Below are 26,073 nucleotides of genomic sequence, written 5' to 3' on the forward strand. Positions count from 1 at the left end.
GCATTACTCCACGGAGTTCTTCAACGACTTGACCTTGCCGCTGGAGGCATTCACCTGCTGTGCGGTTTCGGTCGGCACCAGGTTCAGCGCGCGCTGAATGTCGACGGACTTGCGCTGCCACACATCGACCGCCTTGTCCGCGTCCTCCCGGTAGGCCGCATTCGCCTGCTCCCGGGTGTTCGGGTCGTTGAAGCCGGGGTGCTTGACCAGGCGCTCCACCGCTTCCGGGTAGATCGACAGCGCCAGCGATCCACCGGCGCCGGCGAGGGGCGAGCCCGTACCGGCGGCGTCACCGACGAGGACCGCATTGCCGCGCGCCGTGGTTTCGCTGCGGCGGTAGTTCACGTCGATCCGGCCGGAACGGTACTCGACGATCGACGGGTCGTTCGCGTCGGCCGCCGAGCCCGCCGCGCGCAAGGTGGCCTGCGTGCGGTCGGCGTTCTTGGCCCAGACCTCTTCCGCGGTTTCGTCGCGACGGGCGTAGTGCGCGACGTTGATGAGAGAGTCGTCCTTGCGGTTGATGCGGATCGGCACCAGCGGCCGCTTGTCCGGGTCGGTGCGGGACCCGACCAGGCTGGTGCCGCTGTTGAGGCCCGGCTCGACGACGAAGTTCCGCTGGTACCACGACTCGCCGGTCTCGATGGAGTGCTGCTCGGGGCTGATGACGGACGTGTTCTTGCCCTTGCCCTCGGCGACGACGACCAGGTCGACCGGGAACCTGGTCGCGACATGCTCGTTGCCGAACTGGAACTCGGGCGAGTACTGGCTGCCCATGTCCTTGAGCGCGACCCTGGCGTGCGCGACCTCGATGCCCTGCTTGACCGCGTGCTGGTTCAACCCGACCTCCAGGTCGCGGATCTGCCCGATGGCCAGCGTGTCCTCGCTGATGCGCTCCATGTTCGGGTAGTTCCACTCCTTGGGGTCCATGGCCGTGACGACTTCCTTGTTCGGCCATTCCAGGTTCAAGTGCTCCATGGGCTCGTGCTTCTTCGCCGTGGCCGGGTTGGCGTCGATGAAAGACGGCTGCTTCTGCGGTTCGGCCTCGCGTACCGGAATCCGGGGCGGGAGCGGGTTGCCGTTCTGCTGGGGCATCAGCCAGTCCGCGAAGCGATGAGAGGACGAGGGGGCCTGCTGCAAGGTGTTGTCCTTCTCGACGATCCGACTTTTCCTCATGCTGAGCCGGTTGGACTCCGCCAGCGAGTTCAGCAGGCTGCCGTCCGGCGACAGGTGGGCGAGCGAGTGGACGGCTTCCTCTTTCAGTCCGACGACGTTCTGCCGGGTGTAGGTGCCGCGAGCCTCGGCGCTGATCACGTTGAAGCCCAGGTTCTTCAGCTTCAGCGCCACCGCGTAGCCGCTCAGGCTGCCTCCTGAAATGACGGCCACCGGCTTGCCTTGCGCGCGCTCGGCTTCGAAGCGGTCGAGTACCGCCTGCATGTCTTCGGCCGTCTTCACCGTCGCTTGCAGATCATGCGGATTCTGCTCGTGCGCGGCCTCGGTCGATGCGGCGGCCTGCGGAGCCTGCGTGTGCGTGACGTCGGTCGCCGCCGGGGCCGTGTTGCCGCGCGACGCCGCGCTGCTGCCCTGGCTCGTGTTCCTGCTCGTCTTCTTGGAATCGACGTTGGGACGGCTCGGGAGTCTGCTTTTGCTGATGGAGTGCATGAGAGTTTTTCCGGGAGATGGTTTGATGCTGTTTGTGTCTTAGGACGGGTCTGGTGAATTGCATTACCCATGCCTACATCTCCTGCTTCCGCTTGGACTGTTACCCCGTTGAAATCAGGAGGTTTCTCGCCGGGTGATAGGATTTGGAGACCCCAATGGGTGGAGTCTGTTGTCATCACCTGGTGGGGACAGCTGTCACCATCCTGTGACAGGAGTCATCACGCGATGGGCTCTTCGTCCTCATCCCTTTCCCCGTGGATGAGAATCCGGGAGATCCATGAGCAAGGAGTCGAGGGATTTCAGCCACGAGCGTGGCGGAGGTTCAGGGCGTGGCCGGCAGGGGCGGGAAGTCCTCCGGACGCTCCACCGTGAGAGCCTCTTGTACCGAGCGGAGGACCCGCCCATCGCGCAGCATCAGCGGGTGGAGGACGACGGGGATGGTGCGCTCCCCCGCTCCGGCGAGCTGGGAGGAGCGAGCGGGGAGGATCATCAGGTCGAGCGGTGTCCAGAGGGTGAAGACCTGGACGTCCCCGAAAGGGGCCTCGTCGGCGGCGAGCCCCCGCAGCAGCTCGCTTCCGGGCCGCATGTCGCGTGCCCCGGGGTTGGCTCGCAGCCACCCCATCAGCGTTCCCGCATGGGGGCCGGAGATGGACACGAAGCGGCGCACGTGGTTCCGGCCCTCCAGCCGCTGCAGGTAATAGCGGCTGACGAGTGCCCCCATGCTGAAGGCCACCACGTCGATTCGCGCACTGCCCGTCCGCGCGCGCAGGCTGCTGGCCGCCCCGGCCAGCTGCTCGGCCAGCACGCGGATGGGGGCCGCCCCATTGTTGGGCTTCAGCTCGACGCGCTGCACGTCCTGGAAGCCGGCTCGCGTCAACCCGTCCGCCAGCGGCGCAACGGGAGCAACGAACGCCACGGGCGTTGTTGACTCCGTGGGAGTGCTCCTGACGACGGAGTCCGATTGAGTGAGAGGCGGCAGCGGGCGGCGCGGCAATCGATGGAGCGGCTGCTGCGCTTGCAGAAGGTGACGAGCGAGCTGTCGCGGGCGCTCACGCCCGAGCAAGTGGCGAGTGTCATCGTCCAGCAGGCGGGGCCGGCCATGGGAGCATGCGAGGCTTGCATCTATCTGCTCGTGGTGCCCGGGATGCTGCACCTGGTTCAAGCGATGGGGATGCCCGAGGATGCTCTCGAGCGCTGGCATTGGCTGCCCGTGACCGAGCCTGTTCCCATCGCGGAGGCCGCGCTCACGGAGAAGCCCGTCTGGGTCGAGTCGTTGGCGTCCTTCCGCCATCTCTACCCGGCCCTCGACGACATGCCGCTGAACCAGAATGGCGCGTGGGCGTTCCTGCCGCTGCACGTGGATCGACGGTTGCTGGGCGTGCTGGGGGTCGGCTTCCCGCTGGGGCATGGCTTCGCGGCGGAGGACAAGGACTTCGCCTGCCTCATCTCCAAGCACTGCGCGCAGGCGTTGGAGCGTGCCCTCCTGTATGCGCGCGAGAGGGATCTGCGTGAGGCAGCGGAGCGGGCGCAGGCCGAGTCCGACGAGCACCGCCGTCTGCTGGAGTTGGAGCATCGCCGCCTCCAGGCCGTGCTCCAGCAACTGCCTCAGGGCGTCATCCTCGCCGAGGCCCCGAGTGGCCGGATGGTGATGGCCAATGACCTGGCACTGCGGCTCGGGAACTGGTCCGTGACTCCCAACTGGGGTCTGAAGGAGTACGCGACCAGCAGCGCCTTCCATCCGGACGGGCGGCCCTATCTCCCGAGCGAGTGGCCCCTGGTTCGTGCCCTCTCCGGCGAGGTGGTGCATGGCGAGGTCTCGGAATTTCCTCGCAAGGAGGGTCCCCCGCTCACGCTCGAGGTGAGTGCCGGGCCGGTGCGTGACGCGGAGGGCCGGGTGACGGCCGCGGTGGCTGTCCTCGAGGACATCACCGAGCGGTTGCGCATGGAGCGGGCCCTGCGCGAGGGAGAGAGTGTGTTCCGCCGCATCATGGAGTCCAACATGATGGGGCTGTGCTTCTGTGACCGGGATGGCCTCCTGCTCGAGGCCAATGACGCCTTCCTCTCGCTGGTCGGTCACGAGCGGGAGGAGGTGCGGCGGGGCCTCCTGCACTGGCGCATGCTGTTGCCTCCAGAGGAGAGATCCTTCGCTGGCGAGCCGGGCGAGCCGTGGACGCGCGGCGCGTCCCGCCCTCACGAACTTGAACTGCTGCGCGGGGATGGCGGCCGTGTGCCCGTGCTGACGGGCGCGGCGTGGGTGGAGGAGCAGGACCGCGTCCTCACCTTCGTGCTGGACTTGTCGGACCTCAAGCGCGCGGAGGGCGCGCTGCGCTTTCTCTCCACGGCCAGCCGTGCCCTGGGCCAGTCACTGGAGGTGTCCGACGCCACGCTCCAGGACGTGGCGGGTCTCGCGAGCCTCTCGGTGGCCTCCTGGTGTGTGATCGACCTGTGCACCCCCGAGGGGCTCCTGCGCAGGGCGGCCGTGGCCCACCGGGAGGAGGCGCGAGAGGAGCGGCTGCGGCGGGGGTGGCCGTTGCCCCCGCTGAGTGACTCGGGGGGGCCCCTGCTGGACGCGATGCACTCGGGCGAGCCGCTGCTCTTCCAGGACTTCGGCGTGGAGACGTGGCGCTACCTGGCCTCGCGCACCGTGCCCGAGCTCGAGGAGCTGTCGGACGAGGCCTGCTCGGTGCTGGTGGTGCCGCTGCGCTCGCACGAGCGCGCCCTGGGCCTCGTCACCCTGGGCTCCTGCTCGCAGCGGCGGCGCTACGGCCCCGAGGACATCTCCCTGGGGCAGGAGCTGGCGCACCGCGTGGCCGCGGCGCTGGAGCGCGCGCGGCTCTTCACGGATTCGCAGCGCGCGGTGCGTCTGCGCGACGAGTTCCTCGCGGTGGCCTCGCACGAGCTGAAGACGCCGCTCACGCCGCTGCGGCTGCAACTCCAGGGACTGCGGCGGGTGGTCGAGTCGGCGGTGAGCCGGCCCGTGGACCCCGAGCGCGTGCTCCGGGCCTCGCGGATCTGCGAGGCCCAGGTGCGCAAGTTGTCGGGGCTGGTGAACGATTTGCTGGATGTCTCCCGGCTGGCACAGGGCCGTCTCCCGCTGCGTCTGGAGCGGGTGGACCTGGTGGCGATCACGCGGGACGTGCTCGCGCAGTTCTCGGACGAGGCCGTGCACGCGGGCTGCGCGGTGGAGCTATGGGCCGGACCGCCCGTGGTGGGCGAGTGGGACCGGGTGCGGCTGGAGCAGGTGGTGATCAACCTGCTGACCAACGCGCTCAAATACGGAGCGGGCCGGCCCATTCACGTGCGCGTCTGGTCGGAAGGGGGCATGGCGCGGCTGTCGGTGCGGGACGAGGGCATCGGCATCGCGCCGGAGCACCGCTCGCGCATCTTCGGCAAGTTCGAGCGCGCCGTGTCCGAGCGCCACTATGGCGGGTTGGGCCTGGGGCTCCACATCACGCAGCAGATCGTCCAGGCGTTCGGGGGCTCCATCCTGGTGGAGAGCGAGCCGGGCCAGGGCTCGACCTTCACGGTGGCGCTCCCCCCCGGGATGCACGCCATGCTCGCGCACCCCCAAGTCTGAGGACAGGCGGCCCAAGGGTTTGTATTGACGGGTTGATTTTGGAATACAGGGTAAACTTGAATTTGGCTTGAGGCCTGGACCTGATCCGACGCAGGATGCGGGCCATGAAATCGACGCTCGATGATGGACGTGCAGGCCGTCGTGTGGACACAGCCGCGGTGGCTCGCGGAGATCGTGATTCACTGCCTCCAAGGGGTGCGTGGCGGCGGCCCGGGCTGGGCAGCCTGACGCCACTGCTCCTGGCCGCCACGCTCCATTGTGGCGACGGGACGACGCCCTCCCAGAACACGGGTGGGGATGACGGCCCGAGCGGAGGCAGCGGCGGCCCGGGCGTGTCGCCCGCCCTCGGTTCCGGCTCTGGGGGAGCGGGCCCTGGCCACGAATCGCCAGCGGTCGCGCCCCTCGCGCCGGAGTGTTCGCCCGGCACTTCCGGCAATCCCTTCGTGGGCGGCTGGTATGCCGATCCGGACATGAAGTTCTACAACGGCCGGTACTGGGTCTATCCGACGTACTCCGCTCCTTATAACGAGCAGACCTATCTGGATGCCTTTTCGTCCCCGGATCTCATCCACTGGACGAAGCACTCCAAGGTATTGGACAAGGTGAACGTGTCCTGGGCAACCCGGGCCATCTGGGCGCCGTCGCCCATCTTCCGCAACAACACCTACTATCTCTATTTCGGGGCCAACGACATCCAGAACGACGGACAGCTGGGCGGGATCGGGGTCGCGAAGTCGAACAACCCCGCCGGGCCCTTCGTCGACGCGCTTGGCAAACCCTTGATCGGCAAGTTCGTCAATGGGGCGCAGCCGATCGATCAGAACATCTTCATCGACGACGACGGACAGGCGTATCTCTATTACGGCGGTTGGGGCCACTGCAACGTCGTCAAGGTCAACGCCGACATGATCAGCCTGGACAGCTCGTCCTTCAAGGAGATCACGCCGTCGGGCTACGTCGAGGGCGCGCTGATGTTCAAGCGCAACGGGAAGTATTACCTGATGTGGTCCGAGGGCGGGTGGACGGGGCCGGACTACCGCGTGTCGTATGCCATTGCCAACTCGCCGCTGGGGCCCTTCCCCAAGGTGGGGACGATCCTCAGCCAGAACGCGGCCATCGGCACCGGCTCGGGTCACAACACGGTGATCAACGTCCCTGGGACGGACGACTGGTACATCTTCTATCACCGCCATCCGCTCGGAGATACGGACGGGAATCACCGCGTGCTCGCCTATGAGCGCATGTATTTCAACAGCGACGGGACGATCAAGCCGGTGGAGATGAGCAGCCAGGACAACTTCTGCGATGGCGACTCGCTGGGCTGGAGCACCTACGGCGCGACATGGTCCGTGTCGAACGGCCGGTATGCCACCCCGCAGGTGCAGGATGCGAAGGCGTTGTTGAACACCAACTTCTCCGCGCTGTCCCATGAGGCCGACGTCACGCCGGGCGCCTCCGGGGACGCGGGGTTGATGTTCCGGGTGAGCAGCCCGGGCGCCGGGCTCGACGCCTACAAGGGGTACTACGCCGGCATCGCCGCGGGCTCCGACAGGGTGGTGCTGGGCAAGGCGAACGGAGGGACCTGGACCGAGCTCGCCAGCGCCGCCGCCGCGATCGATCCGAACGTCACCTATCACCTCGCGGTCGTGGCCAATGGAGACCGTCTCTCGGTCTATCTGAACCGTTCGGCGACACCCATCGTCACGGCCACCGATGCCACGTATGCCTCGGGCGCGCTTGGACTCCGGGCCCATGACAGCGCGGCCGCGTTCGACAACGTGAATGCCACGAAGCCGCCCGGGGTCATCTTCTACGCGGATGGTGGGTACGGCGGTCTCGGGGTCTCGCTGGGCGCCGGGAGCTACACGTACACGCAGCTCATCGCGGCGGGTATCCCCAACGACTGGATGAGCTCGCTCCGAGTCCCCGCCGGCTGGACGGTGCAGATCTATGCGGACGACAACTTCACCGGGACGATGTGGCAGTTCACGGCGGATACGTCGCTGATCCCGGCGGAAGCCAACGACAAGATGTCGTCGGTGAAGATCTTCGCGCCGTAGCGCTCGAGGAGGAGGGCTCCGGACGCGGGCCTGGAGCCCGCGTCCGCCGAGAGCCGTCCAGAGGGGCCTCGCGGTGTTAGGGTCGCCCCGGTTTCAACCCCGTGAGGAGCGACACATGGAGCCTCAACCCCGAGTGGGTGTCGGTGCTTTCATCCAGGACCCGGACCATGGACTGCTGCTGGTGCGGCGTCGGCGCATGCCGGAGGCGGACCATTGGGGGCTGCCGGGCGGCAAGGTCGACTTCGGCGAGACGCTGCAAGCCGCGGTGGTCCGGGAGATCGCCGAGGAGCTGGGCGTGGAGATCGCCCTCGACGGGCTGCTCTGCCTCGTCGATCAGATCGACGTGGCGGCGGGCACCCATTGGGTGTCGCCGGTCTACCGGGCCCACATCGTCCGGGGCGAGCCGATCAACCGCGAACCCGCGGCCCTGGCCGGGGTGGGCTGGTTCGCGCTGGATGACCTGCCCGGGCCCCTGACCCTGTCGACCCGGACGGCGTTGGCGCGGAGGGGTGGATGACTTTTACACGGGTGTGGGCGGCACGGGGGGCGGCAGGTTCATCAGGCTCTGTCGTGCCATCTCCATTCGTGCGACCTCCTCGCCGTGGCGCATGCGAAGCCGGATGGTCACGGACGAGAAGTCGAGCATGTCCCCCAGCCGCTTGCTGGGTTGGATCACGGTGATGGGACAATAGCGGTAGGCGCTGCCGTCTGGCTTCTTCAGTTCCAGGCCCACCGCGCGGGCCTGCCGCACCAGGTTGTTGATGCGGACGAACTCATCGACGTCATTGCGAAGGATTTCACTGATGGTGATGTCGGTGAGGCTGCGCTTGGCCACGTCGATGATGCTGGCCGGGGAGGGCGCCTGCTCTGCCTTTCCCGAGCTACAGGCGATGACCACGATTTCCGTCGGGTTGAAGTCCAGTGCGTCGCCGAGTGGGGTGACGTTGCGCAGTCCTCCGTCCACGAACGCCTGGGGACCAATCGCTTCCCAGATGACGGGCATCGTCGAGCTGTGCCACACCGCGTCGAGGAAGTCGGGGCTCTCATGGCCGAGCAGCTCGTACTCGCCCGACACGAGCGAGACGCGGCCCACATGGGTGGGGACTCGGAAGGGCCGCCCCGCCGCGTGCTTCTGGATGAGCGCTCGCAGCGGCGAGTCATCGTAGAACCCGAGCTTGTGCTGGACGGCGAGCCGGAAGGCCAGGACGGGCCAGGAGAACTTCCGGTAGATGTCCTCCTCCCGGATGTTCAGCCAGAGGTCCATCAACCGGGCGTATTCCTGCTGGGCGAGGAGCGTGGCGTTGAGGGCTCCGACGGACACTCCGATGATGCGCTCCCAGCGGAAACCGAGCTCCTCGCGAAGGACGCGCTCGGCGCCGAGCTGGAATGCACCCTTGGCTCCTCCGCCGGACAGCACGAGCGTGGCAACACGTTCAGACATGGCGACTGCCCCCCTCATCATGGACTCTGGATGAGGGGTGCATAACGGCATCTCCCGAGGCCCGGTATCACCCTGGTGCACGAGGATGGAGTCCGCGCCGGGACATCCTCCGCGGGCAGCCTGGCCGTCAGGCCGAAGGAAGATCATGCGTGGCCGCCTGATACCCCAGCAGCTCGAACGCCTGACTCGCCCCCATCGCCAGGGAGACGGCACGCTCGCCGAGTTCCTCGGGAAGCTCGGGGTCCGTGAGGTTGATGCGGATCAGCCGGGCATCGGGGTGGTGGTGGACGAGGTGCTCCATCCTCCAGCGCACCACCGAGGGCGTGTTGAAGCCCGCCCCCACTTCGATGACGAGCAGCCGCCGCGCCGCGCCATCGCGCACCCATTGTCGGAAGCGCCGCGCCTGCTCGATGTAGGGCTCCTCCACGAAGGACGCGTCCAGTCGCACGTTCATGAAGACGTCCCCTCCACAGCGGGGGCAGCGCGGGATCGCGTCCGGAGCGGTCACCTGCTGGGTCTCCGGATCCATCACCGCGAGGCATCGCTCGATGAAGGGCCGCGTGGGCCAGGTCTCGTGCGAGCAGGCCCTCCGGCACTGCATGCGTGCGTAGTCCCCTTGCGGCGTGAAGAGCCGAGCCTCGTCGAAGCCATTGCGAGGGAACAGCATGTCGACATTGGACGTGAGCACGAACGTGTCCTTGTCCCTCACGAGCTGCCGGAGTGTCTGGTAGGCGGGGCGCTCGTCCTCTCCGAAGCGCACGTGCTTCACGTGCGTCGACCAGAAGCCCCAGTGTTGCGCGGGGGTGAGGCCCTCGTGACCAATGAACTGGTATTGGGCGCGAAAGCCCAGGCGCACGAAGGCGGGGAACAGCCGGGCGAACGTCGCCGTGTCTCCGTAGTCGATGCCCGCCGCGGCCGACATGCCCGCCCCCGCGCCGATGAGGACCCGCTCGCTCTCCTCGAGCCAGCGCCGCGCCAGCTCCACCGCTTTCTCGTGCCCCATGTTCCGTGTTCCTTCACGCGTGTTCATCGAGGGCTCCCCTCTGGAGTGCCGCGGAATACGCCTCGCGGTCCTCGTCACCGAAGACGTTGAACAGCACCAACTCGAGCGTGCCGGGGTGCTCGCGCAGCCACGCTCCCACCGTGCGCAGCGCCACCCGGGCGGCGGGCCCCTTGGGAAAGCCGAAGACTCCCGTGGAGATGGCGCACAGCGCGATCGAGCGCACTCCCTGGAGCCGCGTGGCCACGTCCAGACAGGCGCGGTAGCAGGCGGCGAGTGCTTCCTCATGCTCCGAGCGCAAGGCGCCGCGCACGATGGGGCCCACCGTGTGCAGCACGTAGCGGGCGGGCAGATTGTAGGCCCGGGTCGCCTTCGCGTGGCCCGTGGGCTCGGGCGTGCCCTGGGCTCTCATGATGCGGGCGCAGTCCTCGCGCAGCCTGGGGCCGGCCGCCGCGTGGATGGCGTTGTCGATGCACGCGTGGAAGGGACGGAAGCACCCGAGCAACTGGGCATTCGCAGCGTTGACGATGGCATCCGCCGCGAGGGTGGTGATGTCCCCCTGCCACACGGCGCAGTGGGCGGCCGCCGTGCCCGGGACGTCGCCGAGACGGGGCAGGTGGATGGGGTCCACCTCGGGGCGCATCCGCCGCTCCGCCTGGAGGAGCCGGTCCAGGGCCAGGAGGAAGTCCTCCGGGAGTTGCTGGGGGCCGCGAACCGTGAGGAGCGCGCGCAGCCAGGCCCGCTCATTCGCCTCCAGCCGGGTGCTCGGGCCCGACTCCTCCCGCAGCGGTTGCTCGGTGCCGTCCGCCTGGAGGTGCTCGATCAGACGTCGTGGCAAGGCCGATCGTTCCTCTTCCGAGGCCGGGGCGGGGGGCGTGAACGGAGTGTCGAGGGAGACGAGCCCTCGATACGCGTCGAGGGCCAGCGCTGGAGCGGTCACGGTCATCACCCAAATAAATGAAACAGAGGTAGTTACAAATCAGGGTAAAAAAAGAGGTCCGCGTCCCTCGCTAGCGGGCGAGCGCGTCTATCTCCTCGACGAGGTCCGCGACGGTCGTGCGCTCGAGATCCTTTTCCAGCGCGAGCTGCGCCTCCTCGAAGTGCCCGGCGAGCGCGGACTGGATGGTGCTCCCCACGGGACAGAGGGGATTGGGGGTGTTGCTGTGCAGCGGGAAGAGGGTGCCTCCCTCCACCGCGCGGTAGATGTCCCTCAGGGTGATTCCCCTGGGAGGCCGTGCGAGCTGCCAGCCACCCCCCACGCCCACCTGGGCGGTGACCAGCCTGGCGTCACGCAGGAGTGCCAGCAATCGCCGGATGACGACCGGGTTGGTGTTCACGCTTCCCGCGATGAACTCCGACGTCAGCTGCTCCCCCCTACCATGGGCGAGCAGGGTCAGGATGTGGATGGCGACGGTGAATCGGCTGCTGGTGTTCATCGCGGACTCGAACTGTAACCAATATGGTTTCAGTTCACCGTCGTGTCAACACGGAATGAACGGCCAGCGCGAGGGCGGTGGCTTCCGGTAGGGTGGGGGCCGCTCATCCGTCGAGGAGGTCGTGTTGAAGCGTGTGTTGCTGGTGGTGGTGCTGGGGCTGGTGGCGGGTGGAGGGTGCAAGAAGTCCTCGGTCCCCACCGCGCCCACGGACATGGTGCGCACCTCTCCGGACGGGATGCTCTCTCCGGGTGGACGGGGCGTCGTGGACGGGGGCGAGGTGGAGGTGGCCGGTCTGATCAAGGCGATCCACGAGGACAGTGGACGCCTCGTGGTCACCTTCGCGTCGAACCAGCCCACCCGGTCCGTTCTCTGCCGGGTGGAGGCGGGGCAGGCGGCCGCCGCCGGGAATCTGGCCGCGGGGCAGCTCGTGGCCATGCACGGCCTCTCGCGGGGCCAGTCGGGCGGCAATCCCGTGCTCGAGCCGTGCCGGGTGGTCTGGGCCGGGCCTCCGCCCGGGACGAAGCCCGCGGACGGCCGGGACGTCTTGCGCGCGGCCCGCTCCCTGGAGATGTGCAGGGTACCCCTGCTCGTCGATGGCTTGCGACGTGGAGGCCGGAAGTTGCCGGATGGCAAGCCCATGACCGAAGCGGCTTTTCGCCAACAGGAGCCAGCCCGGGCCGAGCGGCTCGACGCCGCCGAGAAGAAGGCCCGCGCGGAGCTGGCTTCCGTGGGGCTGACCGCCCTGTCCTGCGATCATCCGCTCCTGCACGTCCTCCAGCGGTGCGAGACGGCTTCCGGACCGGACACACCGGGCGTGGAGTGCGACTCCCCCTATGTGAAGGAAATCCTCGCCCTGCTGACTCGCTGAGGGGGATGGGCTCACGCTCCCTCGAAGTGGACCTGGGCCATGCCCATCACGTGCTCGATGGCCAGCAGGTGCCAGGCCACGTTCTGGATGATGCTCGCCGGACCCGATGACGCGGCGGGTCATTCGGGGACGCCTCCTTGCTGTTCCTCCTCGAGGGTAGGTAGCGTCCTGTCTTCCATTAAACAAAAGGGGGCCAGGATGAAGCTCGTATCGAGCAGTGCCATTGTGACAGGCGCGGGGCAGGGAATCGGGTTGGCGATCGCCGCGCATCTCATGCGGGACGGAGCCAATGTCCTCCTCTTCGGCCGTACCCGGGAGAAGGTGGAGGCCGCCGCCGAGGATCTCAACCGGGCGATGGCGGGACGTGCGCGGGCCGTGCCCTTCACGGGAGACGTGGTCCGGGCCGCGGACGTGTCCCGGGCGATCGAGACCGCCACGCGGGAGTTCGGTCTGCCGGGCATCCTGGTGAACAACGCCGGGACGGGCGCCCTCTCTCCGATCATCGACATGCCGGAGGAGCAATTCGATCAGATCCTCGCCATCAACCTGAAGGGGCCCTTCCTCTTCACCAAGGCCCTGGGACGGGCGCTCGTGGACGCGAAGCAGCCCGGCTCCATCGTCAACATCTCGTCGCTGAACCAGACGGACGTGACGGATGGGCTCGCCCACTACTGCGCCTCCAAGGCGGGGCTCGCGAACTTCACGAAGGTCACGGCCTCGGAGCTGGGCCGCTACGGCATCCGCGCCAACATCGTCGCGCCGGGGCTCATCCGCACGCCCCTGTCCGAGGGGGCCGGTCTGCAGACGGAGGCCATGACCCGGGCGTTCCTCGAGCGGACGCCGCTCGGCAAGGCGGTCGGCGAGCCGGAGGACGTGGCCAAGGTGGTGTCGTTCCTGTGCAGTGATCTCGCGTCGTGGGTGACCGGTGAGACCATCGCCGTCGACGGGGGCAATCACATCCGTGGCGTCCACAGCTACCTGGACACGCTGGGCATCACCAGCTCCAAGGTGGGCTGAGGCGCGCTCTTCCTTCCGCCCACCGGGCGGAGGGCGGAGTTCTTCGACACCTGGGCGGACCTGGAGTCTCGCATGTGGCTGATTCGGACGATGTGGACAGGGGTACTGGTGGCCGCGCTGGCCACGGCCGCGGCCCGGGCGGAGGGCTCGTCCCTGGCGCCCCCGCCCGAGTCCACCCAGGCGCCCGCCGAGGAGTTGACGCCCACGCCCCCTCCGCCGCGCACGGGCTGGGGGGTCCAGGGCCTGCCGCTCATCAACTACAACAGCGACGAGGGCCTGGGGTATGGCGCGCGGCTGCTGGTGGTGGACTCGGGCGACGGCTCGATTCGGCCCTACCGCTACGCCTTCATGGCGCAGTTCTTCCAGACGACGGTGGGGGTGGCCATCCACCGCCTCGCCCTGGATGCCCCCCGCTTCCTGGACTCACCCTGGCGGGTGGTCCTGGACGTGGCGCTGATCAACGATCGTTTCTCGCCGTACTACGGCCCGCCCGAGGACACGCGCTACGTCCCCTCCCTCAACACCTGCGACGACCGCGACGCGTTGAAGTCCGACCCCAATGGCTGTCCGGGCAACCCGGACTTCCGGGGCGTGCGCTACTACGCCTACGATCAACGCACCTTCCCGAGCGTCATGCTCAACGTGCGTCGCCCGCTCAGCGGCCCCTGGCAGGTGGCGGCCGGCTACCGGTTCCGGCTCACCGAGCTGCGCACCCGCTACGCCGTGGATGACCTGGGTCAGGCTCGGGACTCGCTCCTGGAAGAGGACGTGCGGGCGGGACGCATCCCCGGACTGACGGCCGACCACCTGGACGGGGTGAGCACCTTCCGCACGGCCGAGGTGACGGCGAGCCTGCTGCTGGACCTGCGCGACAACGAGCCCGCGCCCGTGCGGGGCATGTTCCACGAACTCGCGGTGCGCGGGGCCGCGGGCGCGATAGGGAGCGGCTTCAACTACTTCGGGGTCACGGCCAACCTGCGCTTCTACCACCCGCTGGGTACGGACCGGCTGGTGGCCGCCTTGCGGCTCCTCGCGGACGTGATGGGGGGCGATGTCCCCTTTCTTCAGCTCACGTCCTTCGGCGGAGTGGAGTGGCGCGATACCATGAGCGGCATCGGCGGCGTGAGCACCGCGCGCGGCATCCTCAAGAACCGGCTGCGCGGACAGGTGAAGGCGCTGGCCAACGGCGAGCTGCGCTGGAAGTTCCTCTCGGTGGCACCGGGCAATCAGCACCTGGACTTCACCCTGCTGGCCTTCATGGACATGGGCCAGGCGTGGGCGGACCTGGACTCCCTGGAGGCTCGGGTCCCGCGCTACACGGGTGGCGGCGGCCTGCGCATCGCGTGGGAGGACAACTTCATCGTCCGGCTCGACTACGGCGTGAGCCCCCAGGATGGCACCACCGGCTTCTACCTGGACTTCAACCACGTTTTCTGAAGGGGAGGGCGGTGATGAAGACCCTGGCGAGGATCGGCCTTGGCGTCGGTGGCGCACTGGCGTTGTCGATCGCGGTGATTGGCGTCCGCACGGCGATGCTCGAGGCCCCCGCCGTGGCGGCCCTGGACGGGGGCGGTGGCTCGCTGGCCGGGCCCGTCGCGGTGGATGTGAACGCGGCCGCCCAGCGCCTGTCCCAGGCCATCCGCTTCCGCACCGTCAGCCACCAGGACAAGGTCGAGGATCAGTCCGCCGAGTGGGATCGGCTCCATGCCTGGCTCGTGAGCGCCTATCCCGCCGCGCATGCCGCCATGACGCGCGAGGTGATCTCCGGCCATACGCTCATCTACACCTGGAAGGGCTCGGATCCGTCGCTGGCCCCCATCGTCCTCATGGCGCACCAGGACGTGGTGCCGGTGACTCCCGGTACCGAGAAGGACTGGCGTCATCCGCCCTTCGACGGCGTGGTCGCCGACGGCGCGGTCTGGGGCCGCGGGGCCATCGACGACAAGGGCTCGTTGATCACCCTGTTCGAGGGCGCCGAGTTGCTCGCCGCCCAGGGCTTCACGCCTCGCCGCACGGTGCTCCTTGTCTCCACCCATGACGAGGAGGCGCGCGGTGAAGGGGCCCGCGCGGTGGCGGACTGGATGAAGGCGCGTGGGCTCCAGGCCGAGTTCGTGCTCGACGAGGGCATGGCGGTGATCTCGGACAATCCGGTCACCGGTGGCGCGGTCGCCCTGATCGGCGTCGCCGAGAAGGGTTATGGGACGTTGAACGTCGTGGCCCGAGCACCTGGAGGCCACTCGTCCTCTCCGCCCAAGGACGCCGGTGGCGCCGTGCTGTTGTCCAAGGCCGTCGTCGCGATCGCCGAGCACCCCTTCCCAATGGAGTTCAAGGGGCCCGGGGTGGCCCTGCTGGAGACGCTCGCGCCCACGGGCTCCTGGGCGCTGCGCATGGCCGTGGCCAACCGCTGGCTGTTCGAGCCGCTCCTCCTCCAGCAGGTCGCGGCTACCTCCACGGGCGCGGCCCTGCTGCACACCACCATCGCGCCCACGATGTTGAGGGGCAGCCCCAAGGAGAACGTGCTGCCGCAGGACGCCACGGCGTGGATCAACTACCGCATCGCGCCCGGTGACACCTCGGAGACGGTCCTGGCCCACGCCCGTGCCGCCGTCGGCGACCTGCCCGTCGAGCTCTCCTGGACGAAGACCCCGGATGAACCCACCCCCATCTCCTCCACGCGCTCGCGGGGGTGGAATGTGCTGGCCTCGCTCGCCGGGGAGATGAGCCGGGCGCCCGTGTCTGCCGGGCTGGTCACCGCGGCGACCGACAGCCGTCACCTGCTGCCGGTGGCCACGGACGTCTACCGCTTCCAACCCATGACCTTCTCGCTCTCCAGCCTCCAGATGATTCATGGGACGAACGAGCACCTGACGCTCGAGAACCTGGAGTTCGCCGTGGGCTTCTACGCGCGTTTGATCGCGACCGCGGCCCGCTGAGTCACGACCGGGGCCACCCCAACAGCACGGCCCCGAGCATCACCAGTCCAGCACCGGCGAGTTGCCGCCGTCCCATCCGTTCGTTCTGGAGCGCGCCGAGCACCAGCGCGAACACGATGGACGTATTGCGCAGGGTGATCACGGCCCCCGTGCCACTGCCCCTGAGCGCGACGAGCATCAGCGAGAACGACAGCGTGCACAGGACTCCCGCCGCCACGAGCAGCAAGGGCCGGGTCCTGATCTTCCGGAGCAGCGCGCCCCAGCTCGTCTCCTCCCGGCGGCGCATGAGGACGAGCAGGGGCAGGGCCACTCCGAGCGACAGGGTGAACAGGGCCGGAGGCTGCGCGCCTTCTCCCAGGGCGCGTTTGTAGCTGAGGTTGTACCCGGCGATGCACGCGGCACTCGCGAGGGACCAGAGCACGCCATCCTTCTCCCTGCCTCGAGGCAGCACGAGGTTCATCCCCGCCATGCCCACGGCCACCAGGGCCGCGCCCGCCACGGACCCCGGCGTGAGCTGCTCGTTCAACCACAGCACGGACACGGGCCACACGAGCAACACCGCCCCGCCACGGGACACCGTGTACGCGAGTCCCAACGGGGCACGGCTCAGGGACTTGGCGAGCGTCACCAGGTAGCCGCTCTCCAGCACGCCAGCCATGAGGGCCCACAGAAAGGCTCCGGAGGTGGGAAAGGCCGCGCCCTGGAGACCGAGCGCCCAGAGCCCTCCGCACAACACGGTGATGGTGATGACGCCCACCACGGCGGACTCCGGGTCCTCGTGCCGCTTGAGCAGCGCGCTCCACGACGCGTGGAAGAAGGCGGACGACAGGACCAACATCATGGCGACGGGGTTCACCGGTGCTCCAGGGGACGCGCATGGCGCGAGAAGACGGTGTCGAAGGGTTCGAGACGGAGGGCCTCGGCTCGTGTTTTCTACACCAAGAAGACGCGTGGAGCAGCCCCGTGCGCTCCCACGTTGATCTACAACGTGCGCACCATGAACCGTGCCCTCTTCCTGTCCGCCTGTGTCCTCACCATGAGTTCCGCCTGCACGGACTCGCGCCGCGCCCCCGCTCCGCCCGAGCACCGGGACGCCCCCACCGGTGCAGGGAAGACCGACGCGGCGCCCATTGATGCCGGAGTCAACGATGCGGGGCTTCCGGACGCGGGGCTCGCGGACGCGGGGATTCCCTCGCCCACCCCGGATGGCGGCGCCGCCTGCTCGGCCCAGGGGCTGAGCCCCACGCCATCTCCCGCGAATCCGCCCCTTCCCCCGGCGGTGGACTCCATGCGCCGCCGCATCGTCGCCGCGGCGGTGGCGTGTGACTACGCGGCGCTCGCCGCGCTCGGGGACGAACAGGGCAAGAGCCTGCGCTTCTCCTTCGGTCCCGATGAGGACGTGGCCCGGTTCTGGCGCCAGGCGGAGCAGGAGCGCGGTGAGCCGGTGCTCGCCCGGATGGTGAAGCTCCTGAGCCTGCCCTACACGAAGCAGGACGAGCTCTACGTCTGGCCCACGGCGTTCCGCGAGAACGCCACCGCCCAGGACTTCGAGGCCCTCAAGGGGATCTACCCGGACGCGCAGCTCCAGGCGATGCAGCGGGATGGCAGCTACCTCGGCCTGCGCGTCGGCATCTCCAGTACCGGGGACTGGCAGCTGGCCGTCAGCGGAGACTGACGGCCCCGCCAGGCGGGCTACTGGAGCCCCCCAGAAGGGGGGAGAAGTTCACTCCACGAAGGGGCCCCGCCGGGGGGCCCCTCGGGCCGCCTGGGTTCAGACGCGGACCGAACGCACGAAGGGCAGCTCCCGGACGCGGGTGCCGGTGAGCGCGAAGATGGCGTTGGCGAGCGCGGGCGCCACGGGGGGCACTCCCGGCTCTCCGACTCCGCACGGCGGGCCCTCGCTGGGAATCACTTCGACATGGATGCGCTGGGGTGCCTCCGCCATGCGCACCAGGCGGTAGTCGCGGAAGGTGCTCTGCTCGGTGGCGCCGTCCTTCATGGTGATGGCGCCATAGAGCCCCAGGCTCATACCGAAGATGACCGCGCCCTCGAACTGCGCGCGCACGCGATCCATGTTGACGACCGTGCCCGCGTCCGCGACGAGCCACACTTCGTCCACGCGGATGCGCTCGTCCGCGTCCTTCACCACGGACATCACCACCGCCACGTAGGACAGGAAGCTGCGGTGTGCCGCGAGCCCCAACGCGCGTCCCTCCTTCTTGCGCGAGTCCCAGCGCGACAGCTCCGTCACGCGCTCGATGACGCGGTGCAGGCGCCCGGTGTCGACCGGGTGCTCGTCCAAGGACTGGCTGTGGTTGCGCAACTGTCCCACGCCGAGTTCCTTGAGCGTCACGATGCGCGGTGGGCCGATGATCTCGAGCCGCATGTCGCGGGGATCCGTGCCACGCGCGTGGGCGAGCTCGTCGATGAAGCTCTGCACGGAGAACGCATGGTAGACGTTGGCCACCGAGCGCATCCAGCCGATGCGGGTATACGCGCGGGCCTCGCAGTTTTCCTGGCGCACGTGGGGGATGGCGAGCGGCAAGTCCAGGAGGCCATGGTTGAGTTCGCTGTCGCCCGCGAACGTGGCGCCCGAGAAGACGGAGTCGATGGGCGGGAACGCGCTGCGGTGGCGCCAGGCCACGATCTTCCCCGAGTCATCGAGCGCGGCCGACAGCCGCTGCGCGCACGTCGCGTGATAGTAGTCGTGGCGCAGATCATCCTCGCGTGTCCACTGCACGCGCACGGGAGCGCCCACGGCGCGTGCCACCAGGGCGGCCTCCGGTACGAAGTCCGGCATCGACTTGCGGCCGAAGCCACCGCCCAGCAGCGTCACGTGGATGGTGATCTGGCTCTCGTCGATGCCGAGTGCCCGTGCGACCTCGGTGCGGTCGGCCTGGGGGTTCTGGGTCGCCGCCCACACCTCGCACCGGCCTCCCTCCACCCGAGCGACCGTCACGGGCGGCTCCATGGGCGCATGGGCCAGGTGCGGCGTGTGGTAGTCGGCCTCGAGCTTGTGTTTGGCGCTCGCGAGCGTCGTGTCGGCATCGCCCACGTTGCGCACGACCTTGCCCGAGGAGCCGATGGCCTTCGTCAGCTCCTGGCGGTACGCGGCCGAGTCGTAGCCCGCGTTGTCCCCGTGCTCCCATGTCACGTCGAGTACCGCGCGCCCGCGCATGGCCGCCCAGGTGTTGTCCGCGACGACGGCGATGCCTCCGAGCGGCTGGAAGCCAAAGGGCAGTTTGGGCGCGGGCAGCTCCACCACGTGCTTGACGCCCGGCACGGCGAGCGTGCGCGTCGCGTCGTAGCGGGCGGCCCGGCCACCGGCGACAGGGGGCCGGACGACCATGGCCGTGAGCATGCCGGGCAGCACCACGTCCGCGCCGAAGACGGCCTTGCCGGTGACGAGCTCCGGCCCGTCGATCAGGGGCAGCTCCTTGCCCAGGTGGCGCAGCTCGGAGCGGGGCCGCAGCGTGACGTCCTTCTTCGTGGGGACCGGGAGCCTGGCGGCGTCGTTGGCCAGCTCGCCGAAGCCGAGGGAGCGCTTGCTGGCCGGGTGGAACACGACATGGTCCCGCGCCACGCAGGTGTTCGCGGGCACACCCCAGCGCCGGGCCGCCACGGTGACGAGCATGGTGCGCGCCGTGGCGCCCACGTAGCGCAGGTCCGTGAAGATCTTGCGCACGCTGCACGAGCCGTCGGTGTTCTGGTCTCCGTAGGCCTCGTCTCCATCGGCCTGGGTGACCTTCACCCGGGCCATGTCGGCACCCATCTCGTCCGCGATGAGCACGGGCAGGGAACTGCGCACGCCCTGGCCCATCTCCGAGCGGTGGCAGATCATGGTCACTACGCCATCGGGAGCCACGTGCACGTAGACGTGGGGGCGGAAGCCCTGCTCGGGCACGGGCGGGTAGGCGTTGGGCATGGTGGCCGCGCGCGCGTTCGTGGGCAGCAGCTCGAGAGCGAGCCCAGCGGTGACCAGACCCACCCCCCCGAGGAAAGAGCGGCGCGACAGGCGGATGGGGTTGTCGTCCAGGGAGTGCTCACTCATGGGGGAGACCCGCCGCTTTCTTGATGGCGCAGCGAATGCGCGTGTAGGTGCCACAGCGGCACAGGTTGCCGCTCATCGACTTGTCAATCTCGCTGTCGCTGGGCTGGGGCTTCTTCGCCAGCAGGGCCGCCGCGGTCATGAGCTGCCCGGACTGGCAGAAGCCGCACTGGGGTACGGCGAGCTCGACCCAGGCCTTCTGCAGGGGGTGAGAGCCATCGGGGGAGAGGCCCTCGATGGTGGTGACGTGGCGTCCCGCGGCGCGGCTCACCGGGGTGACGCAGGCACGCACGGCCTCGCCATCCAGGTGCACGACGCACGCGCCGCACAGAGCCTGGCCACAGCCGTACTTGGTGCCCGTCAGGCCGAGCACGTCGCGCAGGGCCCAGAGCAGCGGCATCTCCGGGTCGACCTCGAGCTCGCGCTCGGTTCCGTTCAACTTCAGGTGGATGCTCATGGGCGTGCCTCCTCGTCTGGACACTCGGCGCCGTCCTTCGCCCACGCGGCGATGAGGGCCCCGAATTGTTCTTGTGTTCCGGGGGCGGGGACCCGTTCCCACCCCGGTTTCCATGCCCACGCGACGAGCTCATCGTGCGCGGAGTGTTCGATGAGCTCCTCGAGGCTCTTGTCGCCGTTGCGCTGGCGGTCCTTGAGCTGCTCGCAAAGGGAGCGGGGAGTGGCACCCACCCAGGCCATGGAGCGCGGAGCGAGGTGCCACTTGGGGGCGCCCGGAACCCGGGCATGCGCGAGGTTCTTGTCCTGGTGGCAGGAGGTGCACTCGAGGCCCGGCACGCCCTGGTCCTTGGCGCCACGCGAGACGGGCGGCTGATGCGCGAGCCCCTGCTCGCCTTGGGCGGGGCTGTCGCCAGCGGGGTGGCAGTTGGTGCAGCGTGGATGGAGCATCACGCGGCTGGCCTCCAGGAAGAGGGCGCGTGAACGCTCCGGGCGGGAGGTGATGCGCGCGAACATGTCCGGCGTGCGCAACTGCTGGGCCGGGACGGGGGGCAACTGCGTGGCGGGGCTGGCGTTCACGCCGCCACGGCCTGAGCTACACGCCAGCGCGAGCACGGCGCACAGGGCTCCCGCTCCCAGCAGGGATGCGGTGAGGATGCCCGGGTGATGCATCATTGGAGACCTCCAGGCGGGGTGGGGATCATCCCGCGCTAGTCGGTTTATTTTGTGCTCTGAGCTATTTCAGTTTAAGCCAGTTTTTATTAATTAGCCGTGTAGTCCTACTTCAGGAGAAAAAACGAATCAGTCGCTCGGTGACGTGGTCTGGGTTATCGGCGGCGAATGCATGACCGCTGTTCGGGATTAATCCAGCCAGGATGTCCGCCGACAGGCATCAGTGGTGTCGTGTCAGGCTGGAAGCCGCTGCGCGTACCACTCGGTGCTGCATAGTGATTGAGAAATTCCGTCCAGTCTGTCTAGGTCCAGCCTCGGACCCGTTCGACCGCGTCGAACATCTTTTGAGCAGGGGTTTGCCAGCGGAGCGACACCCGTCATTTCCGCCGCGTGTGGTGCCTTGTGGAGTGTTTGCTCAAATTCTTGGACAGGACGGAAAGGACAGGCCGTTCGAGTGCTTTGACAGCTGAACCGGGAATCGACACGCGGCGCCCCGGGAAAGGGGGGCTTACTCCAAGGAGGAGAGGGGGGAAGGGGAACGCCCCTCCTGTCCACGCTCCGCGATGGCCTGGGGCACGCCGCCGCGTCCGCCGATCTCCCGGTGGAGCTGGATGACGGTGTCGCGCACCTGTCGCAGCAGGGCGTCGCGGTCCGCCTTGCCGAGCCCCTTCGTGTCGATGGGCTGCCCCACCTTCACGCGGATGTCGTGCCTGCGCAGCCAGATGCCGCCCCGGGGAAGCACCTGCAGGGCGCCCTCGATGGCCACGGGGACGATGGGCACCTGGGCCTCGATGGCGAGCACGAAGGGGCCCTTCTTGAAGGGGAGGATGAGCCCGTCATGCGAGCGGGTGCCCTCGGGGAAGGCCAGGATGGACTTGCCCGCGCGGATGCGCTCGCCGGCGAGCGCCAGGCTCCTCACGGCCTCGCGATGGTGGGAGCGGTTGATGAAGATCATCCCCGTCATCGCCATGTACCAACCGAGGAGGGGCACGTACTTGAGGACGTGCTTGGCGATGAAGCGGAGGTTCACCGGCAGCGCCGCGAATGCGCAGGGGATGTCCATCGCCGACTGGTGATTCATGACGAAGATGTGGGGCTTGCTCCAGTCGATGTCCGGCAGCGGCTCCACGAACATCCGCGAGCCGGTGATGCGCCAGTGCAGCGGGGCCCAGAAGCGCCGCGCCATCATCAACGGCACGCTGCCGTCGAGGGTCAGGAGCGCCCCTCCTCCGGCGAGGGTGATCCAGAAGGCACCCCACACCGCCAGGACGAGGGCCTGGAGCACGTTGAGCAGAGGGTAGAGGAGCTTCATGGGCGGACATCTCCCGGCATGGCGGTGCCTTTCCGGGAATGGCCCTCTATCACGCTCCAGGGGCGGCGGGAGGAGGGGGCCCCCGCGCAGGGGGGAGCCCCTCGGACCGCCTGGGTTCAGACGCGGACCGAACGCACGAACGGCAGCTCGCGCACGCGGGTGCCGGTGAGCGCGAAGATGGCGTTGGCGAGCGCGGGGGCCACGGGGGGCACTCCCGGCTCTCCGACGCCGCCCGGCGCGCCCTCGCTGGGAATCACTTCGACGTGGATGCGCTGGGGTGCCTCCGCGATGCGCACCAGGCGGTAGTCGCGGAAGTTGCTCTGCTCGGTGGCGCCGTCCTTCATGGTGATGGCGCCATAGAGCCCCAGGCTCATGCCGAAGATGACCGCGCCCTCGAACTGCGCGCGCACGCGCTCCGCGTTGATGATGGTGCCCGCGTCCGCGACGATCCACGCCTCGTCCACGCGGATGCGCTCGTCCGCGTCCTTCACCACGGACATCACCACCGCCACGTAGGACAGGAAGCTGCGGTGCGCCGCGAGCCCCAACGCGCGCCCCTCCTTCTTGCGCGAGTCCCAGCGCGACAGCTCCGTCACGCGCTCGATGACGCGGCGCAGGCGCCCGGTATCGAGCGGGTGTTCCTCCAAGGGCTGGCCGTAGTTGGGCACCTTCTCCACGCCCAGCTCCTTGGGCGTCACGATGCGCGGTGGGCCGATGAGCTCGAGCAGCGTGTCGCGGGGATCCGTGCCGCGCGCGTGAGCGAGCTCGTCGATGAAGCTCTGCACGGAGAACGCATGGTAGACGTTGGCCACCGAGCGCATCCAGCCGATGCGGGTGTGCGCGCGGGCCTCGCAGTTCTCCATGCGCACGTGGGGGATGGCGAGCGGCAGATCCAGGATGCCCTGGTTGAGCTCGCCGTCGCCCGCGAACGTGGCGCCCGAGAAGATGGAGCCGATGGGCGGGAACGCGATGCGGTGGTGCCAGGCCTGGACCTTGCCCGAGTCGTCGAGCGCGGCCGACAGCCGCTGCGCGCACGTCGAGTGGTAGTAGTCATGGCGCACGTCGTCCTCGCGCGTCCACTGCATGCGCACGGGAGCGCCCACGGCGCGTGCCACCAGGGCGGCCTCCGCCACGTAGTCCGGCTTGGACTTGCGGCCGAAGCCACCGCCCAGCAGCGTCACGTGGATGGTGATCTGGCTCTCGTCGACGCCGAGCGCCCGCGCCACCTCGGTGCGAGCGGACTGGGGATTCTGGGTCGCCGCCCACACCTCGCACCGGCCTCCCTCCACCCTCGCGACCGCCGCGGGCGGCTCCATGGGCGCATGGGCCAGGTGCGGCGTGTGGTAGTCGGCCTCGAGCTTGCGCTTCGCGCCCGCGAGCGTCGCGTCGGCATTGCCCACGTTGCGCACGACCTTGCCCGAGGAGCCGATGGCCTTCGTCAGCTCCTGTCGGTACGCGGCCGAGTCGTAGCCCGCGTTGTCTCCGTGCTCCCATGTCACCTCGAGCGCCGCGCGTCCGCGCATGGCCGCCCAGGTGTTGTCCGCGACGACGGCGATGCCTCCGAGCGGCTGGAAGGCGAAGGGCAGCTTGGGCGCGGGCAGCTCCACCACCTGCTTGACGCCCGGCACGGCGAGGGCGCTCGTCGCGTCGTAGCGGGCGACCCGGCCACCGGCGACGGGAGGCCGGACGACCATGGCCGTGAGCATGCCGGGCAGCACCACGTCCGCGCCGAACTGGGCTTTGCCGGTGACGATGTCCGGCCCGTCGAGCAGCGGCAGCTCCTTGCCCAGGTGGCGCAGCTCGGAGCGGGGCCGCAGCGTGACGTCCTTCCTCGCGGGGACCGGCAGCTTCGCGGCGTCGTTGGCCAGCTCGCCGAAGCCGAGGGAGCGCTTGCTGGCCGGGTGGAACACGACATGGTCCCGCGCCACGCAGGTGTTGACGGGCACGCCCCAGCGTTTGGCCGCCACGGTGATGAGCATGGTACGCGCCGTGGCGCCCACGTAGCGCAGGTCCGTGAAGATCTTGCGCACGCTGCTCGAGCCGTCGGTGTTCTGGTCTCCGTAGGCTTTGTCCCCATCGCCCTGGATGACCTTCACCCGGGCCATGTCGGCGCCCATCTCGTCCGCGATGAGCACGGGCAGGGAGCTGCGCACGCCCTGGCCCATCTCCGAGCGGTGGCAGATCATGGTCACCACGCCATCGGGAGCCACGTGCACGTAGACGTTGGGGCGGAAGCCCTGCTCGGGCACGGGCGGGTAGGCCGTGGGCATCGGGGCGGCCCATGCGTTCGTGGGCAGCAACTCGAGCGCGAGCCCAGCGGCGACCAGAGTCACACCCTCGAGGAAGGAGCGGCGCGACAGGCGGATGGGATTGTCGTCCAGGGAGTGCTCACTCATGGGGGAGACCCGCCGCTTTCTTGATGGCGCAGCGAATGCGCGTGTAGGTGCCACAGCGGCACAGGTTGCCGCTCATCGACCTGTCAATCTCGCTGTCGCTGGGCTGGGGCTTCTTCGCCAGCAGGGCCGCCGCGGTCATGATCTGCCCGGACTGGCAGAAGCCGCACTGGGGCACGGCGAGCTCGACCCAGGCCTTCTGCAAGGGGTGAGAGCCATCGGCGGACAGGCCCTCGATGGTGGTGACGTGGCGTCCCTCGGCGCGGCTCACCGGGGTGACGCAGGCACGCACGGCCTCGCCATCCAGGTGCACGACGCACGCGCCGCACAGGGCCTGGCCACAGCCGTACTTGGTGCCCGTCAGGCCGAGCACGTCACGCAGGGCCCAGAGCAGCGGCATCTCCGGGTCGACCTCGAGCTCACGCTCGGTTCCATTCAACTTCAGGTGGATGCTCATGGCCGTGCCTCCTCGTCTGGACACTCGGCGCCGTCCTTCGCCCACGCGGCGATGAGGGCCCCGAATTGTTCTTGTGTTCCAGGGGCGGCAACCCGCTCCCACCCCGGTTTCCATGCCCACGCGACGAGTTCATCGTGCGTGGAGTGCTCGATGAGCTCCTCGAGGCTCTTGTCGCCGTTGCGCTGGCGGTCCTTGAGCTGCTCGCAAAGGGAGCGGGGAGTGGCACCCACCCAGGCCATGGAGCGCGGAGCGAGGTGCCACTTGGGGGCGCCCGGAACCCGAGCGTGAGCGAGGTTCTTGTCCTGGTGGCAGGAGGTGCACTCCAGGCCGGGCACTCCCTGATCCTTGGCGCCACGCGAGACGGGCGGATCATGCGTGAGCCCCTGATCGCCCTGGGTAGGCGAGTCGCCGGCGGGGTGGCAGTTGGTGCAGCGCGGATGGAGCATCACGCGGCTGGCCTCCAGGAAGAGGGCGCGAGAGCGCTCCGGGCGGGAGGAGATGCGCGCGAACATGTCCGGCGTGCGCAACTGCTGGGCCGTCACGGGGGGCAACTGCGTGGCGGGGCTGGCGTTCACGCCGCTACGGCCTGAGCTACACGCCAGCGCGAGCGCGGCGCACAGGGCTCCCGCTCCCAGCAGGGAAGCGGTGAGGATGCCCGGGCGATGCATCATGGAGACCTCCAGGCGGGGGGGAATGGCCCCGAGCCAGAGCGGGCCATTGTGCGCCTGGGGCCTTTTCGCCCCAAAC

Annotated in this window: 22 protein-coding genes; 8 read left to right on the plus strand and 14 right to left on the minus strand. The window is 68.8% G+C overall.

The window, feature by feature from the left end:
• Nucleotides 1–3: 3 nt before the first annotated feature.
• Nucleotides 4–1,659, minus strand: a complete 1,656-nt coding sequence (locus CYFUS_RS11405; protein ID WP_095985252.1) for a hypothetical protein — start codon at nt 1,657–1,659, stop codon at nt 4–6.
• A 322-nt stretch (nt 1,660–1,981) separates the two neighbouring features.
• Complete coding sequence (locus CYFUS_RS11410; protein ID WP_232537497.1) at nt 1,982–2,575, minus strand: lipase family alpha/beta hydrolase; 594 nt, start codon at nt 2,573–2,575, stop codon at nt 1,982–1,984.
• A gap of 45 nt (nt 2,576–2,620) precedes the next feature.
• Here CYFUS_RS11410 and CYFUS_RS11415 point away from each other — a divergent pair, with 45 nt between their 5' ends.
• From CYFUS_RS11415 to CYFUS_RS11425, 3 genes are all read left to right on the plus strand, one after another.
• Entirely contained in the window at nt 2,621–5,236 is a 2,616-nt protein-coding gene (locus CYFUS_RS11415) for an ATP-binding protein (protein ID WP_157758388.1), read from the plus strand.
• 104 nt (nt 5,237–5,340) lie between these two features.
• Entirely contained in the window at nt 5,341–7,296 is a 1,956-nt protein-coding gene (locus CYFUS_RS11420; RefSeq protein WP_095985254.1) for a family 43 glycosylhydrolase, read from the plus strand.
• A gap of 115 nt (nt 7,297–7,411) precedes the next feature.
• Nucleotides 7,412–7,813, plus strand: coding sequence for an NUDIX domain-containing protein (locus tag CYFUS_RS11425; RefSeq protein ID WP_095985255.1), 402 nt, complete (start codon nt 7,412–7,414; stop codon nt 7,811–7,813).
• 3 nt (nt 7,814–7,816) lie between these two features.
• Here the strand turns inward: CYFUS_RS11425 and CYFUS_RS11430 are convergent, their stop codons facing one another.
• The 4 genes from CYFUS_RS11430 to CYFUS_RS11445 form a co-directional block, all read right to left on the minus strand.
• Nucleotides 7,817–8,737, minus strand: a complete 921-nt coding sequence (locus tag CYFUS_RS11430) for a patatin-like phospholipase family protein (RefSeq protein ID WP_232537498.1) — start codon at nt 8,735–8,737, stop codon at nt 7,817–7,819.
• Between the two features lie 127 nt (nt 8,738–8,864).
• Nucleotides 8,865–9,740 (minus strand): NAD-dependent protein deacetylase of SIR2 family, encoded by an 876-nt coding sequence (locus CYFUS_RS11435; RefSeq protein ID WP_095985256.1) that lies wholly within the window; start codon nt 9,738–9,740, stop codon nt 8,865–8,867.
• Between the two features lie 13 nt (nt 9,741–9,753).
• Nucleotides 9,754–10,575 carry a protein-ADP-ribose hydrolase gene (locus CYFUS_RS11440; RefSeq protein WP_198316541.1) on the minus strand — a complete coding sequence of 274 codons (822 nt, stop codon included), beginning with the start codon at nt 10,573–10,575 and terminating at the stop codon, nt 9,754–9,756.
• Nucleotides 10,576–10,747: 172 nt separating this feature from the next.
• Nucleotides 10,748–11,173, minus strand: a complete 426-nt coding sequence (locus CYFUS_RS11445) for an Rrf2 family transcriptional regulator (protein ID WP_095985257.1) — start codon at nt 11,171–11,173, stop codon at nt 10,748–10,750.
• Nucleotides 11,174–11,297: 124 nt separating this feature from the next.
• Between CYFUS_RS11445 and CYFUS_RS11450 the strand changes: the two genes are divergently transcribed.
• From CYFUS_RS11450 to CYFUS_RS11465, 4 genes are all read left to right on the plus strand, one after another.
• Nucleotides 11,298–12,041 carry a hypothetical protein gene (locus tag CYFUS_RS11450; RefSeq protein WP_095985258.1) on the plus strand — a complete coding sequence of 248 codons (744 nt, stop codon included), beginning with the start codon at nt 11,298–11,300 and terminating at the stop codon, nt 12,039–12,041.
• A 198-nt stretch (nt 12,042–12,239) separates the two neighbouring features.
• The gene (locus CYFUS_RS11455) at nt 12,240–13,058 is read left to right on the plus strand and encodes an SDR family NAD(P)-dependent oxidoreductase (RefSeq protein ID WP_095985259.1); all 819 of its coding nucleotides are present in this window, start codon (nt 12,240–12,242) and stop codon (nt 13,056–13,058) included.
• Between the two features lie 72 nt (nt 13,059–13,130).
• Complete coding sequence (gene omp85, locus CYFUS_RS11460; RefSeq protein ID WP_198316542.1) at nt 13,131–14,495, plus strand: Omp85 family outer membrane protein; 1,365 nt, start codon at nt 13,131–13,133, stop codon at nt 14,493–14,495.
• A 14-nt stretch (nt 14,496–14,509) separates the two neighbouring features.
• The gene (locus tag CYFUS_RS11465) at nt 14,510–15,991 is read left to right on the plus strand and encodes a M20 family peptidase (protein ID WP_095985260.1); all 1,482 of its coding nucleotides are present in this window, start codon (nt 14,510–14,512) and stop codon (nt 15,989–15,991) included.
• A 1-nt stretch (nt 15,992) separates the two neighbouring features.
• Here CYFUS_RS11465 and CYFUS_RS11470 read toward each other — a convergent pair whose 3' ends face one another.
• A complete protein-coding gene (locus CYFUS_RS11470; protein WP_232537499.1) occupies nt 15,993–16,847 on the minus strand; it encodes a DMT family transporter in 855 nt (284 codons plus the stop codon).
• 141 nt (nt 16,848–16,988) lie between these two features.
• On the opposite strand from CYFUS_RS11470, the gene CYFUS_RS52555 reads away from it, so the two are divergent.
• On the plus strand, nt 16,989–17,666 hold the full coding sequence (locus tag CYFUS_RS52555) for a hypothetical protein (RefSeq protein ID WP_232537500.1): 678 nt from the start codon (nt 16,989–16,991) through the stop codon (nt 17,664–17,666).
• A 96-nt stretch (nt 17,667–17,762) separates the two neighbouring features.
• Here the strand turns inward: CYFUS_RS52555 and CYFUS_RS11480 are convergent, their stop codons facing one another.
• From CYFUS_RS11480 to CYFUS_RS11510, 7 genes are all read right to left on the minus strand, one after another.
• Nucleotides 17,763–20,042 carry a xanthine dehydrogenase family protein molybdopterin-binding subunit gene (locus CYFUS_RS11480; protein ID WP_095985261.1) on the minus strand — a complete coding sequence of 760 codons (2,280 nt, stop codon included), beginning with the start codon at nt 20,040–20,042 and terminating at the stop codon, nt 17,763–17,765.
• On the minus strand, nt 20,035–20,496 hold the full coding sequence (locus CYFUS_RS11485; protein WP_095985262.1) for a (2Fe-2S)-binding protein: 462 nt from the start codon (nt 20,494–20,496) through the stop codon (nt 20,035–20,037). The genes CYFUS_RS11480 and CYFUS_RS11485 overlap by 8 nt, the downstream gene beginning before the upstream one ends.
• Nucleotides 20,493–21,167 (minus strand): Isoquinoline 1-oxidoreductase subunit, encoded by a 675-nt coding sequence (locus CYFUS_RS11490; protein ID WP_095985263.1) that lies wholly within the window; start codon nt 21,165–21,167, stop codon nt 20,493–20,495. The genes CYFUS_RS11485 and CYFUS_RS11490 overlap by 4 nt, the downstream gene beginning before the upstream one ends.
• Before the next feature lie 505 nt (nt 21,168–21,672).
• The gene (locus CYFUS_RS11495; RefSeq protein ID WP_095985264.1) at nt 21,673–22,476 is read right to left on the minus strand and encodes a lysophospholipid acyltransferase family protein; all 804 of its coding nucleotides are present in this window, start codon (nt 22,474–22,476) and stop codon (nt 21,673–21,675) included.
• 116 nt (nt 22,477–22,592) lie between these two features.
• The gene (locus CYFUS_RS11500) at nt 22,593–24,872 is read right to left on the minus strand and encodes a xanthine dehydrogenase family protein molybdopterin-binding subunit (protein WP_095985265.1); all 2,280 of its coding nucleotides are present in this window, start codon (nt 24,870–24,872) and stop codon (nt 22,593–22,595) included.
• Nucleotides 24,865–25,326 carry a (2Fe-2S)-binding protein gene (locus CYFUS_RS11505; protein WP_095985266.1) on the minus strand — a complete coding sequence of 154 codons (462 nt, stop codon included), beginning with the start codon at nt 25,324–25,326 and terminating at the stop codon, nt 24,865–24,867. Before CYFUS_RS11505 ends, CYFUS_RS11500 begins: the two co-directional genes overlap by 8 nt.
• Nucleotides 25,323–25,997: an Isoquinoline 1-oxidoreductase subunit gene (locus tag CYFUS_RS11510; RefSeq protein WP_095985267.1), complete on the minus strand. Its 675-nt coding sequence runs from the start codon at nt 25,995–25,997 to the stop codon at nt 25,323–25,325. Before CYFUS_RS11510 ends, CYFUS_RS11505 begins: the two co-directional genes overlap by 4 nt.
• Nucleotides 25,998–26,073: the final 76 nt, after the last annotated feature.

The sequence above is a fragment of the Cystobacter fuscus genome, assembly GCF_002305875.1.
Lineage (GTDB): Bacteria > Myxococcota > Myxococcia > Myxococcales > Myxococcaceae > Cystobacter > Cystobacter fuscus_A.